The sequence below is a fragment of the Stenotrophomonas sp. CFBP 13725 genome (assembly GCF_014841935.1).
GTDB lineage: Bacteria > Pseudomonadota > Gammaproteobacteria > Xanthomonadales > Xanthomonadaceae > Stenotrophomonas.
Genome location: NZ_JACYUV010000013.1, coordinates 77516 through 92235, shown reverse-complemented (window position 1 = coordinate 92235; position 14720 = coordinate 77516). Strand labels below are relative to the sequence as shown.

The 14720-nt window shown below is 65.2% G+C and carries 13 protein-coding genes; 3 read left to right on the top strand and 10 right to left on the bottom strand.

The features are described 5' to 3' along the window. Window positions 1–636, top strand: a 636-nt coding sequence (locus tag IFT65_RS16640; protein ID WP_206756818.1) for a transposase, incomplete at its 5' end; no start/stop codon positions are given. Window positions 637–720: 84 nt separating this feature from the next. Here the strand turns inward: IFT65_RS16640 and IFT65_RS16635 are convergent. From IFT65_RS16635 to IFT65_RS16625, 3 genes are all read right to left on the bottom strand, one after another. Continuing rightward, window positions 721–1821 (bottom strand): tRNA-dihydrouridine synthase, encoded by a 1101-nt coding sequence (locus IFT65_RS16635; protein WP_192082493.1) that lies wholly within the window; start codon window positions 1819–1821, stop codon window positions 721–723. A gap of 230 nt (window positions 1822–2051) precedes the next feature. Further along, window positions 2052–2873 (bottom strand): NAD-dependent protein deacetylase, encoded by an 822-nt coding sequence (locus IFT65_RS16630; RefSeq protein ID WP_192082491.1) that lies wholly within the window; start codon window positions 2871–2873, stop codon window positions 2052–2054. 44 nt (window positions 2874–2917) lie between these two features. Beyond that, a complete protein-coding gene (locus IFT65_RS16625) occupies window positions 2918–3331 on the bottom strand; it encodes an acyl-CoA thioesterase (protein WP_192082489.1) in 414 nt (137 codons plus the stop codon). A 119-nt stretch (window positions 3332–3450) separates the two neighbouring features. Between IFT65_RS16625 and IFT65_RS16620 the strand changes: the two genes are divergently transcribed. Continuing rightward, window positions 3451–4686, top strand: coding sequence for an FAD-dependent oxidoreductase (locus tag IFT65_RS16620; protein WP_192082487.1), 1236 nt, complete (start codon window positions 3451–3453; stop codon window positions 4684–4686). A gap of 63 nt (window positions 4687–4749) precedes the next feature. Here the strand turns inward: IFT65_RS16620 and IFT65_RS16615 are convergent, their stop codons facing one another. The 4 genes from IFT65_RS16615 to IFT65_RS16600 form a co-directional block, all read right to left on the bottom strand. After that, window positions 4750–5769: a ribonucleotide-diphosphate reductase subunit beta gene (locus IFT65_RS16615; RefSeq protein WP_188325733.1), complete on the bottom strand. Its 1020-nt coding sequence runs from the start codon at window positions 5767–5769 to the stop codon at window positions 4750–4752. Window positions 5770–5834: 65 nt separating this feature from the next. Further along, window positions 5835–8231 (bottom strand): ribonucleoside-diphosphate reductase subunit alpha, encoded by a 2397-nt coding sequence (locus tag IFT65_RS16610; protein WP_192082485.1) that lies wholly within the window; start codon window positions 8229–8231, stop codon window positions 5835–5837. A gap of 621 nt (window positions 8232–8852) precedes the next feature. Further along, window positions 8853–9953 carry a cell division protein ZapE gene (gene zapE, locus IFT65_RS16605; protein WP_192082483.1) on the bottom strand — a complete coding sequence of 367 codons (1101 nt, stop codon included), beginning with the start codon at window positions 9951–9953 and terminating at the stop codon, window positions 8853–8855. Further along, the gene (locus IFT65_RS16600; protein ID WP_192082481.1) at window positions 9950–10624 is read right to left on the bottom strand and encodes an alpha/beta fold hydrolase; all 675 of its coding nucleotides are present in this window, start codon (window positions 10622–10624) and stop codon (window positions 9950–9952) included. Before IFT65_RS16600 ends, zapE begins: the two co-directional genes overlap by 4 nt. A 45-nt stretch (window positions 10625–10669) precedes the next feature. On the opposite strand from IFT65_RS16600, the gene IFT65_RS16595 reads away from it, so the two are divergent. Beyond that, on the top strand, window positions 10670–11524 hold the full coding sequence (locus IFT65_RS16595; RefSeq protein ID WP_192082479.1) for an EamA/RhaT family transporter: 855 nt from the start codon (window positions 10670–10672) through the stop codon (window positions 11522–11524). 99 nt (window positions 11525–11623) lie between these two features. Here IFT65_RS16595 and IFT65_RS16590 read toward each other — a convergent pair whose 3' ends face one another. The 3 genes from IFT65_RS16590 to IFT65_RS16580 all read right to left on the bottom strand — a co-directional run bounded on the left by IFT65_RS16590 (window position 11624) and on the right by IFT65_RS16580 (window position 14608). Beyond that, complete coding sequence (locus tag IFT65_RS16590) at window positions 11624–13069, bottom strand: ExeM/NucH family extracellular endonuclease (protein ID WP_192082477.1); 1446 nt, start codon at window positions 13067–13069, stop codon at window positions 11624–11626. 117 nt (window positions 13070–13186) lie between these two features. After that, entirely contained in the window at window positions 13187–13705 is a 519-nt protein-coding gene (locus tag IFT65_RS16585) for a c-type cytochrome (protein ID WP_188325728.1), read from the bottom strand. 264 nt (window positions 13706–13969) lie between these two features. Further along, window positions 13970–14608 carry a TetR/AcrR family transcriptional regulator gene (locus IFT65_RS16580; protein WP_192082475.1) on the bottom strand — a complete coding sequence of 213 codons (639 nt, stop codon included), beginning with the start codon at window positions 14606–14608 and terminating at the stop codon, window positions 13970–13972. Between the last annotated feature and the right edge of the window lie 112 nt (window positions 14609–14720).

Below are 14720 nucleotides of genomic sequence, written 5' to 3'. Positions count from 1 at the left end.
ATCGATGCGATGGTGCTGGCCCAGATGGCACACCTGTTGAAGCACACTCGATATGTACCAGCAGCGCCGTGGCAGCGAAAACTAGCTAAATTTTCACTGCGCCGGCGTCATCTGGTGCAGATGCGCAGCAGTGAAACGCAGCGCATGCGTGCATTCAGTGAACCGGCTCTCCAAGCGATGATGAGCAGCCAACTGGACTACTTGGACGAGCAGATCCGCGTGCTGAACAAGGCAATCGCCGAACAGCTCAGGAATCAGCCCAGTTGGAACAGCTTGGTGGAGATGAAAGGCGTGAGCACCGTTGTGATGACCACGCTTGCTTGTGAACTGCCAGAGCTGGGAAAGCTGAGTGGCAAGGCGATATCCGCCTTGGTCGGCGTAGCCCCCATGAACCGCGAGAGCGGCTCCTGGCAGGGGCATCGACGCATCACGGGCGGCCGCGCGGTCGTACGGCAAGCGCTCTACATGGCCGCCTTGTCAGCCTGCCGGTATGAGCCGCAATTACGTAACTTCTTTAAATCCCTGAAAGCAAAAGGCAAGCCGGGCAAAGTTGCCCTGGTTGCCGTCATGCGCAAAATGCTGGTCATCCTGAATGCCCGCAAACGCGACGCGGAGGCCATGATGGCCTCCGCCTGACAACACAGTTGCTACCAGGTCGGCTCTACCCGTCGGCTCTACCGTAGCGGTGCGTGAGCATCCCACGCACCGACGGTCCTTGGATCAGCGCGTCTCGAACACGCCGCGGGCTTCGCGCGGTTCGCAGCGCAGGTACTGCGGCGCGGGGGTCACGCTGTCACCCAACGCGGCGGCGGCATGCCACGGCCAGCGCGGGTCGTACAGGATGCCGCGGGCCAGGGCGATGGCGTCGGCATGGTTGTGGCGCAGGATCGACTCGGCCTGGTCCGGCTCGGTGATCAGGCCCACGGCGATCACCGGCATGCGGCCCTTGGCCTTGATCGCCGCAGCGAAGGGCACCTGGTAGCCCGGGCCGATCTCGATCTTCTGGCGCTCGTCCAGTCCGCCGCTGGATACGTGCAGGAAGTTGCAGCCGCGCGATTCCAGGATCATCGCCACCGTCTCGGTCTGGGTGATGTCCCAGCCGCCCGGTACCCAGTCGGTGGCGGAGATGCGCACGCCAACCGCGATCTTCGGCGACACCGCCTCACGCACCGCGTCGTACACCTCGATCAGCAGCCGCATGCGGTTGGGCAACGCGCCACCGTAGCCGTCGGTGCGCTGGTTGCTCAGCGGCGACAGGAACTGGTGCAGCAGGTAGCCGTGCGCTGCGTGCAGTTCGATCAGCTGGATGCCCAGACGCTCGGCGCGACGCGCACTTTCAGCGAACGCTTCAACGATCCCGGCGATCTCGGCTTCGGTCAGTTCATGCGGGGCCGGGTTGCCGGCGTGGAACGGACGCGGCGACGGTGCGACCGGGGTCCAGCCATTGTCATCATCGGCGGGAATCTGCTTGCCGCCTTCCCAGGGCCGCGACACCGATGCCTTGCGACCGGCGTGGCCGAGCTGGATGCCGATCGGCATCGGCGACCAGCGCCGCACCGATTCCAGCACCGTGCCCAGCGCCGCTTCGGTGGCGTCGTCCCACAGGCCCAGATCGGCATGGCTGATGCGGCCGCGCGGCTCTACGGCGGTGGCTTCCAGAATCAGCAGGCCGGCGCCGGACTGCGAGAGGTTGCCGAGGTGGATGGTGTGCCAATCCGTGGCCTGGCCGTTTTCGGCGGAGTACTGGCACATCGGCGCGATCACGATGCGGTTGGGCAGGGTCAGGGGCCCGAGAGTGACGGGCGACAGCAGCTGGCTCACGTGGGGGGATTCGCAGGGGGAAAAAGACAGGGGGCTATTGCAGCGCCGATGGGGTTTCAGATCAAGCGCTGTGTTGGATCACAGGATTGCGCGGGGGGTGGCGTGGCCTGCGTCAGGCCCCTCGATACCGGAAACAATCCGCCGAGCGTGGCTCGGCGCTACGACGCTGCGGGCAGTCCGGGAGCGCCGAGCCGTGCTCGGCGAGCGCGAAGCGCGGCCTGCGTCAGGCCTCACGCGGCGGGAGAGCATCCTGCCAGCCACGGTGCCAATGCCTCGGCACAGTCACGTTCATCCTTGAACGCCAGCAACCCGTCCGCGCGGGTGCGGCCGCGATTCAGCGCGGCCACCGGCAGGCCGGCGTTCGCCGCCGCCTGCACGAACCGGAAGCCCGAATAGACCATCAGCGACGAGCCCACCACCAGCACCGCATCGGCGCGCTGCAGATGATCGTGCACCGCGGCGACGCGATCGCGTGGAACGTTTTCACCGAAGAACACCACGTCGGGCTTCAACAAACCACCGCATTGCAGGCAGTCCGGCACGTTGAACCCAGAGAAATCGGTTTCCAGATCCGCATCGCCATCGGGCGCGATGCCGGCGTCCAACGCATCCCAGCCAGGGTTGGCCTGCAGCAGGCGATCCTGCAGGTCTTCGCGCTCAGTCCGTTGTTCGCAGCCCATGCAGCGCACCTGATCCAGCCGGCCATGCAGATCGATGACGTTTCGGCTGCCTGCGCGCTGGTGCAGCACGTCCACATTCTGGGTCAGCAGCACTTGCAACTTGCCGGTGGCCTCCAGCGCCGCGAGCGCATGGTGGGTGCCATTGGGCACGGCGTGGCCAAAGCGCGGCCAACCGACCAGGCTGCGCGCCCAGTAGCGCTGGCGCGTGGCCGGTTCGGCCATGAAGGCTTGATACGTCACCGGCGGGGTCCGTTTCCACTGGCCATCGGCGTCCCGGTAATCCGGGATGCCCGACGCGGTGCTGCAGCCGGCGCCGGTCAGGACGAACAGGCGGCGGGCGCGCGTGATGAAATCGGTCAGCGGCTGGCTCATACGCAGTCAGATGGGGGCAGCGGCGCCCCCGCGCAAGCGTCGGATCAGACGGTGGGGGAAATATCCGGCAGGGCCGGCACCGCCGTGGGATGGCCTTCGTCGTCCAGCGCGATCATCACGAAGTGGCCGCGCGTGCACAGCTGGCGCTCGCCGTTGTGCAGGTCCTCGGCGATGAGTTCCACCTGTACCTTCATCGAGCTGCGGCCCACCTCGACGATGCGGCCAATCGTTTCCACCATCTGCCCGATGCGGATCGGCAGCTTGAAATCGACCTGGTCGCTGCGCGCGGTGACCACGGTGCGGCGCGAATAGCGTGCTGCGGCCAGGAAGGCCGCTTTATCCATCCATGCCAACGCCTGGCCGCCGAACAGCGTGCCCATGTGGTTGGTGTGGTTGGGAAACACGATCTCGGCCATGCGCACTTCAATGGGCGGCAGCTCAGCAGGAAGTGACGTCATAGCGGCAACCATCGGCGAATGAGTGATTTTTTCAATGATACGGCAATGCGTGAGCCCCTTCTCTTGAGAACCAGCCGATCCGTGCAGAAACTCGGACTCCTGGACGAGGAGGGCGAAACATGAAACGACGTGCGCTACTTGCCGGCACTGCAGCTGCGTTGATCACCAGCGTGCCGTCCTCTTTTCTTCCCCGGGCGGCACAGGCACAGCCCACTCATCGTCACCGGAATGCGACCCTACCTCCGCAATGCCCGCACGACTGCAGTCTGGTCGCCGCCTTACAGGCGCATGTTGACCTGATAACCCGGGTAAATACCTGCAGGCGGCCGTTCCGTCACGCTGGACCGCGGGTCGAGGCAGAACATCTCGGCGAGAAGCTGATCATCCACAACTATGGTCATGGCGGAAGCGGCTGGTCACTGTGCTGGGGGTCCAGCCGACAGGCGCTGGGTCTGGCGCAGGCAGCGTCCTCGGGGAACGTCGATTCCATGGCGGTTGCCGGATGCGGACCGTTGGGGCTCAGTGCTGCGTTGCTTGCACAGCGTGCGGGTATCTCCGTCTGCATCTACGCCAAGGCATTGCCCCCCACCATCGCCTCCCTGGGTGCCACCGGCCTGTGGTCGCCTGACTCCCGCTTCTGTGCGTCGGACTACGGTGATGGCTGGACCCGCGCCTGGAATGACATGGCGAACTTCTCGTTCCAGGAACATTCCCAAGCAATCGCACAGCCGGGCATGTCGGTGGAATGGTTCAACGGCTACAGGCTGTCGTACAACTCATTGCGCGATGACGACCGTTCCTTCGAGGCGCTACCGTACGCAATGGACGAACCGCGTTACGCGAAGTTCGCCAGCAACTTTCTCCCCCCATCGGTTGAACTGCCTCCCGGCAGCCATCCTTTTCCATTGCCTCATGCACGCTGCTTCACGGGGATGATGTTCAATCTCCCTCTTTACGCGCAGGCATTGATGGATGAGTTCCTGGCGCGTGGGGGGCGCATCGAGATCCGTGAATTCCGCTCTCTGGGCGAGCTGGCGGCTCTGCGTGAGAACGTGGTCATCAATGCAACAGGCTACGGCGCCAGAGCATTGGTCGGGGATGAGTCCGTCATTCCCGTCAGGGGGCAAACCGTGCGTCTATCGGTACAGCCCGCCGTACGCTATGCGCTGCGTTCTGGCCGCTTTCTGGTCATGCCACGTCGTGACGGGATACTCGTGCAGAACGTCGCGGAGACAGGCGGCTTCAATAATGCAGATGACACCCCGGACCGGGCCGGAGCAGAAGCTATCGTGCGCGAGCTGCAAGCCGTTACCGATGGCATGCGATGTGCATCAACCCATCGAGCCGGACGGTGAAGTCCAGACGCACAAGGCCCCGGTCTGGTGCCGGGGCCTTGAAATCACGCAGAAACGGTCAGGTCAGAAGTTCATGTCGAAGGCGACTTCGCCCTTCACGCCGACCTGGTACGCCGAAGAACGGCGCTCGAAGAAGTTGGTCAGCTCCTGTACGTCCTGCAGTTCCATGAAGGACAGCGGGTTGCGCACGTTGTACTTCTTGTCCATGCCCAGGCGATGGAAATGGTTGTCGGCGCAGTGCTGCAGGTACTGGCGCATGTCGCGGGTGGAAATGCCCGCCACGCCGCCGGACAGCACGTCTTCGGCGAACTGCACTTCACATTCGATCGCTTCGGCCAGCATGTCGTACACCTGCTGCTTCATCGCATCGTCGAACAGATCCGGCTCTTCTTCGCGGATGACGTCCACGCACTCGAAGGCGAACTCCATGTGCGCGCTTTCATCGCGGAACACCCAGTTCGTACCCGACGCCAGGCCGTTGAGCAGGCCGCGCGAACGGAAGTAGTACACGTAGGCGAACGCAGCAAAGAAGAACAGGCCTTCGATGCAGGCGGCGAAGCAGATCTGGTTGAGCAGGAACTGACGACGCTGGTCGCGCGTTTCGATGCGGCGCAGGTCCTGGATCGAGTCGATCCACTTGAAGCAGAAGTCGGCCTTCTTCTTGATCGAGTCGATGTTCTCCACTGCGGCGAAGGCTTTGACGCGCTCGTCCGGATCCGGCAGGTAGTTGTCGAGCAGGGTCAGGTAGAACTGCACGTGCAGCGCTTCTTCATACAGCTGGCGCGACAGGTACATGCGCGCTTCGGGCGCATTGAGATGCTGGTACAGGTTCAGCACCAGATTGTTGGACACGATCGAATCGCCGGTGGCGAAGAACGCGACCAGGCGGTGGATCAGGTGGCGGTCGGCCGGCGACATCTTGCTGTGCAGGTCGCTGATGTCGATCTGGAAGTTGATCTCTTCCACCGTCCAGGTGTTCTTGATCGCGTTCCGGTACATCTCATAGAACTGCGAGTAGCGCATCGGACGCAGGGTCAATTCGAAACCTGGGTCGAGCAGCATCTGGGTGGGTTTATCGGCCATGGGTGTTTCCTGGGTTTACGGGTAAAAACGCCGAGCAGGGCTCGGCGTTACATCGGTGCTGCGTATTACTGGCACGCCTCGCAGCTTTCCGGATTCTCCAGCGAGCAGGCCACGGCATCGACCGGATCGACGGCCGCGACGTGCGTGCTGACCGTGGTCTTGGCGATCTTGGTGGCCGGACGCGAACGCAGGTAGTAGGTGGTCTTGATGCCCTGCTTCCAGGCGTACATGTACATGGAGGACATCGCGCCGATGTTCGGGCTTTCCATGAACAGGTTGAGCGAGGCGGACTGGTCGATGAAGGCACCGCGCTCGGCAGCCATGTCGATCAGCGAACGCATCGGCAGTTCCCACGCGGTGCGGTAGACGTGGCGCAGCGTTTCCGGGATCTGCATGATGCCCTGGATGGAGCCTTCGGCCAGCTTGATCGCATCGCGCATTTCCGGCGTCCAGTGGCCCAGCTTCTTCAGCTCGGTCACCAGGTAACGGTTGATCTGCAGGAAGTCGCCGGACAGCGTTTCGCGCTTGAACAGGTTGGACACCTGCGGCTCGACGCACTCGTAGCAACCGGCGATCGAGGCGATGGTGGCGGTCGGTGCAATCGCGATCATCAGCGAGTTGCGCAGGCCGTGCTCCTTGATGCGCTCACGCAGGGCATCCCAGCGTGCGGTGTCTTCCGGCACCACGTTCCATGCATCGAACTGCAGCTCGCCGCTGGCCGCACGGGTGTCGGCGAAGGACGGATGCTTGCCGCGCTCCTGCGCCAGCTCGCACGAGGTTTCCAGGGCATGGAAGTAGATGCTTTCGGCGATCTTCTTCGACAGCGCGCGGGCTTCGACACTGTCGAACGCCAGGCGCTTGCGGAAGAACACGTCCTGCAGGCCCATGCAGCCCAGGCCGACCGGACGCCAGCGCAGGTTGCCGCGGCGTGCCGATTCGATCGGGTAGAAGTTCAGGTCGATCACGCGATCCAGCTGGCGGATGGCCAGGCGCACGGTGTCGGCCAGCTTGTCGAAGTCGAACTCGCCGTGGCTGTCGAAATGGTTGCCCAGGTTGATCGAGCCCAGGTTGCACACCGCGGTCTCTTCGGCCGAGGTGACTTCCAGGATTTCGGTGCACAGGTTGGACAGGTGGATCACGTTGCCCGCACGCATGGTCTGGTTGCTGGCGCGGTTGCACTTGTCCTTGAAGGTCATCCAGCCGTTGCCGGTCTCGGCCAGGGTGCGCATCATCCGCGAGTACAGCTTGCGCGCGGAGATGGTGCGGTTGGCCTTGCCCTGCGCTTCGGCCTGCACATAGGCGGCTTCGAAGGCTTCGCCGAACAGATCGGTGAACTCCGGCACGACGCGCGGATCGAACAGCGACCATTCCTGGTCGGCCTCGACGCGCTTCATGAACAGGTCCGGGATCCAGTTGGCCAGGTTCAGATTGTGCGCACGGCGCGACTCGTCACCGGTGTTGTCACGCAGTTCGAGGAAATCCTCGATGTCGGCGTGCCAGCTTTCCAGGTACACACAGGCCGCGCCCTTGCGCTTGCCGCCCTGGTTCACGGCCGCGACCGACGAATCCATGGTCTTCAGCCACGGCACGATACCGTTGGAGTGGCCGTTGGTGGACTTGATCAGCGAGCCACGCGAACGCACGCGGGTGTAGCTGACGCCGATGCCGCCGCTGAACTTCGACAGCTGGGCGATGTCGCCGTACTTGGAATAGATGGACTCCAGCGAATCCTGCGGCGAGTCCAGCAGGAAGCACGAGGACAGCTGCTCGTGGGTGGTGCCGGAGTTGAACAGCGTCGGGCTGGACGGCAGGTAATCCAGGTTGCCCATGCGCTTGTACAGCGCCAGGGTTTCCAGCACGTCTTCGCTCAGCGCGCTGGCAATGCGCAGGAAGAACTGCTGCGGGGTCTCGATCACCTTGCGGGTGTGCGGGTGGCGCAGCAGGTACCGGTCGTACAGGGTGCGCAGGCCGAAGTAATCGAAGTGCAGGTCCAGGGTCGGATCGATGGCATCGTTGAGCTTGCGCGCGTTGGTCTGCACGAAGCCCAGCAGGCGATCATTGATAAGGCCCACTTCGTGGCCGCGGCCGACCGACTGCGAGAACGCGTGGATTTCCTGGCCGGACACTTCCTTGGCGATGTAATTGGCCAGCAGGCGCGCGGCCAAGCGGCCGTACTCCGGCTCTTCGCCGATCAGCAGCGCCGCGGTGCGGATGGACAGCTCGTCCAGCTCCTGGGTGGTCGCGCCGTTGTACAGGCCGGAAATGGTGCGGGTGGCCACGCGCATCGGGTCCACCGAATGCAGGCCCTCGGAAGAACGCTGCACCGCGCGCACGATCTTGTTCAGATCCACCAGCTCGGTCGTGCCATTGCGCTTGGTCACACTCATGGTGTTCGAAGTCGGCGGCGACGTAAGCAGGAACTCGCTTTCCTTGTCGATGGTGGCACTGGTTTCGCTGGTCACGGCGGGTGGTCCTCTGAGCGTGAGATGGGATGCACGGCGCGCCTGGGCAGGCACGTTCCGGTGCGGATCCGACAGAATGGGGTGAGGGTGTCGCAACAGGCGCGACAGTGACGGAAATGACCGCGCACCGCCCCCTGCAAAACCCGTCACACGATCAGAGATCACGCAGCCAGCGCCGCACATGTGCATGAGCGGCTGTCGGTAAAACGGAAGTGCTCCCGTAGGTACCGTTGCGGGGCAGTGCCGGGACCTCTGATGACAGGGGTTCCGGGCGTCCCGTCTGCACCGGTGACTTGGGGTCACCGGAACCGACGGCCACAAGATAGTGGGGTCCAAGGGGTGCGTCAACGCCAAATGTAGGGAATTGACCCAATCCCTTGCAGCGCAAGGACCCCTCCATTCCGGCCCCCCGGCGCGGCGGGGACCCCGCCAGAATCGGCTGCGCAGTCAAGGCCGGAAGTCGCCTTTTTGACGCGACAGCGGGGTCCAACCAACGCAACAATCCGCCCTCACGCCACGTGCACAAAGCTGGCTGTGCACCCAAAAAAGGGGACGGAGGGGATTAAGTCGCAAACGGCCGCCTTCTGGCCGTTTGCGACTTAATCCCCTCCGTCCCCTTTTTCAGGCTTTGTGCGGGGTGCCGAGGTACTCGGCGCTCTGCATTTCGATCAGGCGCGAGGCGGTGCGCTCGAAGGCGCCCTGCAGGCGGGTGCCGGTGTACAGCTCGATCGGTGAGGTGGTGGCGGTGCAGACCAAGTTGACGTGGCGGTCGTACAGTTCATCGATCAGATTGACGAAGCGGCGTGCGGCGTCTTCGTTGTTGCGGTCGAACGCCGGGATGCCGCCGAGCAGAAGGGTGTTGAACTCCTGGGCGATCTCGATGTAATCCGACGGCCCGCGCGGCCCTTCGCACAGCGCCGTGAAATCGAACCAGGCGATGCTCTTGCCACGGCCCCGCACCGGGATCTTGCGGCCTTCGATCTCGATGTTGCCGGCCTTTGCCGGCTGGCCCCCGCTGAGGTCGGCCCAGCGCGTGCCCAGCCAGTCGTCGCTGTCGGACGCCAGCGGCGCGCGGTATACCGGCGACCGGGTCAGCGCGCGCATGCGGTAGTCCTCGGTGCCTTCGGCGTACAGCTCCACGCAGTAGCGCTGCAGCAGCCCGATGGCCGGCAGGAAGCTGTCGCGCTGCAGGCCATTGAGGTACAGGTTTTCCACTGCGGTATTGGAGGTGGTCACCAGGGTTACGCCCTCGGCGAACATACGCTCCAGCAGCCGGGCCAGCAGCATGGCATCGCCGATGTCGGTGACGAAGAACTCGTCCAGCACCAGCACGCGCAGCTTGCTGCGCCATTCCTGCGCGATCTTCGCCAGCGGGTCGCTCTGCCCCTGATGCTCGCGCAGGCGCTCGTGGATGCCGCGCATGAAACGGTGGAAGTGCGTGCGGTACTTCTGCTGGATCGGCAGCCCGTCGTAGAACAGGTCGACCAGGAAGGTCTTGCCGCGCCCTACCCCACCCCAGAAGTACAGGCCTTTGACCGCCTCGGGCTTCTTGAAGAAGGAGGACAGCCGGTCCAGCCAGCCGTCGTCGGCATCTTCCAGCAGCGCCAGGTGGATGCGATCCAGCTCGGCCAGCGCTGCGTGCTGGGCCACATCGTCCTGCCACTCACCGCGCGCCACGCCGTCGGCATACCGCTGCGACGGCGTCATCACCGCCTCGCTCATGCCGCCGGTTCCGCTTGTACGGGCAGCCAGCGCTTCACCCCATGGGTTATCGCACCGCGCAGGTCGATCAGCTTGCGGTGGAAGAAGTGGCTGGTGTCCGGCATGCGCACCAGCTCGTGCGGTGCGTCCACGGTCTCCAGCCAGTCATACACGGCCTGCGGGTCGACGATTTCGTCCTGCTCGCCCTGGATCACCAGCCACTGGGCAGGCGGCTGGATGCCGCTGAAATCCCAGCGTCCGGCCGGCGGCGCGATGGAGACCAGCGCCTGCGGCTGCACGTCGGCGGTTGCTTTCAACGAAACGAAGGCGCCGAAGCTGAAGCCCACCAGCCACAGCTGGTCATCCGGGCGCTGCTCGCGCACCCAGGCCACAACGGCTTTCAGGTCGTCCTGTTCGCCATCGCCGTGGTCGAAGCTGCCGGCCGATTCGCCAACGCTGCGGAAGTTGAAGCGCACGGTGGTGACACCAAGATCGCGCAGCGTGTTGGCGGCCATGGTGACCACCTTGTTGTGCATCGTGCCGCCCTCGGTGGACAGCGGATGGCAGACAATGGCGGTCACCGGCTGGACCGGGACCTCCGGCTTGGGCAGATCGACCGCTACGTCCAGCGGACCCACTGGGCCGGCAAGGACAAGGGTGTCTGATTGCGTGGGGAAAGAGGGATTGCGCATGGCAACATGATAGCGTCCCCCACCCGTCCCCTGCGCCCGACCCCCATGCTCTTCCTCGTGTTTGCGGTGATCTGCAGCGTTCTGGTGTCGGTAGTGCTGAAACTCGCACGCCGCCGGCAGCTGGATATCAGCCAGATGGTGACCTGGAACTATCTCGTCGCTGCCAGCCTGAGCGCCCTGCTGCTGCGACCCTCGCTGGACTCGCTGACCCACGGTCATGCGCCGTGGGGCGCTCTGCTGGTCTTGGCGGTGATCCTGCCGACGATCTTCCTCGTGCTGGGCCGCGCCGTGGCGCAGGCCGGCATCGTGCGCAGTGACGTGGCGCAGCGCCTGTCACTGCTGCTGTCATTGGCGGCCGCGTTCGTCTTCTTCGGTGAACAGGCCGGTCCGTTACGGCTGGGGGGCATGGCCATCGGCCTGCTGGCCATCGCGGCGATCACCGCGCGCAGCGGCAGCGCCGACAGGCAGTCAGCCGGCAGCTGGCGCTGGTTGTTGGGGGTGTGGGTCGGCTTCGCGCTGGTGGACATTCTGTTGAAGAAGGTCGCGCTGTCCGGCACGCCCTCGATGGCGGCCCTGCTGGTGTGTTTCAGCCTCGCGTTCGTGCTGATGCTGGCGGTGCAGTCGTGGCGCCATGTCACGGGCCGCAGCCGGATGGCATGGCGCAATCCTGCCGGCGGCGCCCTGCTGGGCCTGCTGAACTTCGGCAACATCCTGTTCTATGTACGCGCGCATCAACATCTGTCGGACAGCCCGGCCACGGTATTCGCTGGCATGAACATCGGCGTGGTGGTGCTGGGCGCGCTGGTCGGTGTGTTCGTGTTCGGCGAGCGCACCAGCGGCTGGAACCGCGCAGGGTTGGCACTGGCGGTGGTGGCGATTGCGATGATCGCGCTGGGCTGAGGTACCGCGCGGCACGGCGCGGGCACGCAGGGCACGCGCATCGTGCGATCGCCGGGGACGCCGAGCGTGACTCGGCGCTACCGGGCGTTGTGCGAGGAGTCAGCCGTCGAAGCCCAACAGCAGGGGATCGTGATCCGAGCTGCGCCACGCTCCGTCCACGTTGCGCTTCTGGTACCCACTGGCATCCATCTCATCGGCATTGATGTGCCATTCCACCGCACCTTTCAGCCGCTTGGCCATGCCGGCATTCAACAACGCGTGATCCAGGCGCCCGCTGAAGCCGTTGTAGACATAGCTGTAAGGCCGCTCCACCCGCGCCACGGCAAAGGCATCCTGCCAGCCGGCGGTGCGCAGCGTGCGGATCGGGTCTTCCATCGCATAGGCATTGAAATCGCCCAGCAGGACGGCATCGCGCGTGCCGGTGCCGGTCGGGTCGCCCTTCATCCACGCATCCAGCTTCTGCGCCGACATCACCCGCGTGGCGTTCCAGCAGCCCTGGCCATCATCGCGGTCGGCATCCGGTGCCACCGCGTCCCGGCAGCCCTTCGACTTGAAGTGGTTGGCGACCACCATGAAGGGAGCCCCGCCCGCTGTAGCCCGGAAGGCCTGCGCCAGCGGCACCCGGCTGTGCTCGGCGAACGGCCCGCCTTCCAGGGTGGCCGGCTTGCCCACCGGCGTCACGCGCCCGGCGCGGTAAATGATGCCCACCCGGATCGGATTGTCACCCGGCCCCTTGCCCGCATCCACGAAGCGCCAGTCACCCGGACTGCCCGACGCCGCATTGAGCGCCTCCACCAGTGTGGAAATGGCCGAGCGTGGTCCGTAGCCGTCGTTTTCCAGTTCCATCAACGCGGCGACGTCGGCATCCAGCGGGCCGATCGTGGCGATGAGCTTCTTGAGCTGGGCCTGGTGTTCTTCCAGCGTGCGCGCACCGCGCAGCGTCGGGAAGCCACCCCCTTCCCCGTCACCGTTGAAGAAGTTTTCCAGGTTGAACGCAGCCACCTTCAAAGCGCCGTCCACCGCCGGTGCGGCCGGGCGCTGCAGCGGCGGCAGCGCCAAGGCACGCCCCAACTGGAGGCTGGGGCGACCCTGTGCATCCACGCGTACCCGACCTTCCACCCCGCGCAGCTGCATGCCGGTGCGCAGCACGGCGTCGGTGGCCAGATAGGGCACCTGCTGCGGGTCACGGGCATCGCTGCCGTCATCAAGCAGCAGGCGGCGGCGCTGGTTGTCCGCCACCACCTGGCTGTAGCCAGCCGTGCCCGGTGCGGCCACTTCCGTGGGCTGCCAGAGACGACCTTCGAAGGCCACGGTGAGCTGGCCGAAACGTTCCAGAACGTCGGTGCCCGCCAAGGTCAGGGGGGCGGCGATGCGCACGTACTTGCCGTCCAGTGCGCGCCAGTCGCTGGGAGCACGGGCAAGGGTGATCGTCGCGCCGTCCGCGCTCGCCAACTGGCCGGGCATCGCCTGCGGCACAGGCTGCGGCTGGGCAAACGCGGGAGAAACGGACAAAGCCACGGCAAGGGCAAGCAGGCAACGACGCATCGACAACGGCTCCAGACAGTTACAGCGGCAACGGAAGGGGTAGGCCGCCACTGTAACCACAAAACATGAAAGCCTGATGCGTCATGGGACCAGCGGCCACAGGCGGCATGGTCGGCCCTATTTCAGGTTGCCGATCATCCAGTCGACCGTGGCGTGCATCTGGGCTTCGGTCAGCGCCGGGTTGCCGCCCTTCGGCGGCATGATGCCGCCATCCGGGCCGGTATAGCCCTCGATGGCATGCTTGTAGAGGGTTTCCTTGCCCTGCGCGATGCGCGCATCCCAGTGCGAATGATCCAGCGTGGGGGCCAGGCCGACACCGGTGGTGTGGCAGGCCGTGCACAGGTTGTCGTAGATCACTTTGCCGTCGGTGGTGCCGCCATACGCGACCTGCGAAGCCGCCTTGGCCACGGCGGCTGCCTGCGCGGATGCCTGGGCTGCCGCGCCGGTGCTGCCCGCATACACCGCGCCCGCCGGGGCGATGCGTTGTTCGGTGCGTTTGGCCGCCGTGGGCGATACCTCCGCTGGGATCCGGGTATGCAGCCACGCGGCCAACAGGATCAATCCCAGGGTGATCATGACCAACAGGCCGATGATCATGGAAAAGCGTTTCAGGAACTCAAGATCATGATTCCGCACTCTTCGTTACCCCTGGCTGATAGTCGGTGGACCATGGCTGAGCGAATGAGCCTGCCGGCCGAGTATAGAACGCTGTTCATCGGCAACAACAGCGCAGTGCAGCAAAGCGTCGCAGGTGCGGTCGCGGGTACGGGCGCGAGGTAGAGCCGACTTCAGTCGGCTGCACCAGGCGGAACGGCGCCGCTGCGCTCGCCGAGCATGGCTCGGCGCTACCGGCTGCGGTGGGGGAACAGCGCCGCTGCGCTCGCCGAGCATGGCTCGGCGCTACCGTGGGGCAGGCGCGTTACCGACAGGAACGGGGGCACCGGCCGCGCGCAGGCAGAAGGCGCTGATCGAATCGGCCAGGGCATGTTCGTCGCGCTGCGTCTGGCGGCTGGGGGCGGTGGGGCCGACCAGGGCCTCGGTGAACGCGCCGACGATACAGGCGGCGGTGACGTCCACGTCCTGCGCAGGGAAAGCCCCGGTGGCCATGCCGTCCTGCACCAGCCGACGGAACACGTCACCGAAGCGCCGCCGCCCGCGCATGCGCTCGGCTTCAACTTCCGGGTCAACCGGTTCCACGATGAAGGCGTGCGCCAGCCCAGGTCCGGCCAGCGCGCGACGCACGAAGGCGGTGATCGCCAGCCGCAGCCGCTGCGGGGCCGGCTCAGTGCCCGCCGCGATGCCTTCGAGGATCTGGACCTCATGCTCCACCGCCGCGCTGAGCACTTCCACGAACAGTTCGGCCTTGGACGGAAAGTGCCGGTAGATCAGCCCCGTCGACACCCCCGCCTGGGTCGCCACGGCGGTCACCGGCGCGTTGCGGTAGCCGCCGGCCGCCACCAGTTCGCGGGCTGCCAGCAGGATCCGCTCGCGCGCTCCCGCCATCCGTTCTTCCATCAGCGGGGAGCGTTTGTAGGCCATGGGATGATTGTAGATTCAATTTTTGAACTTGTGTTCACTTTTTAGCCGATCGGGCGTAGGCTGGATCCATCGCCTGTGCAGGCCACCTGCCTGCTCCCCCGCCGGCGCGCCC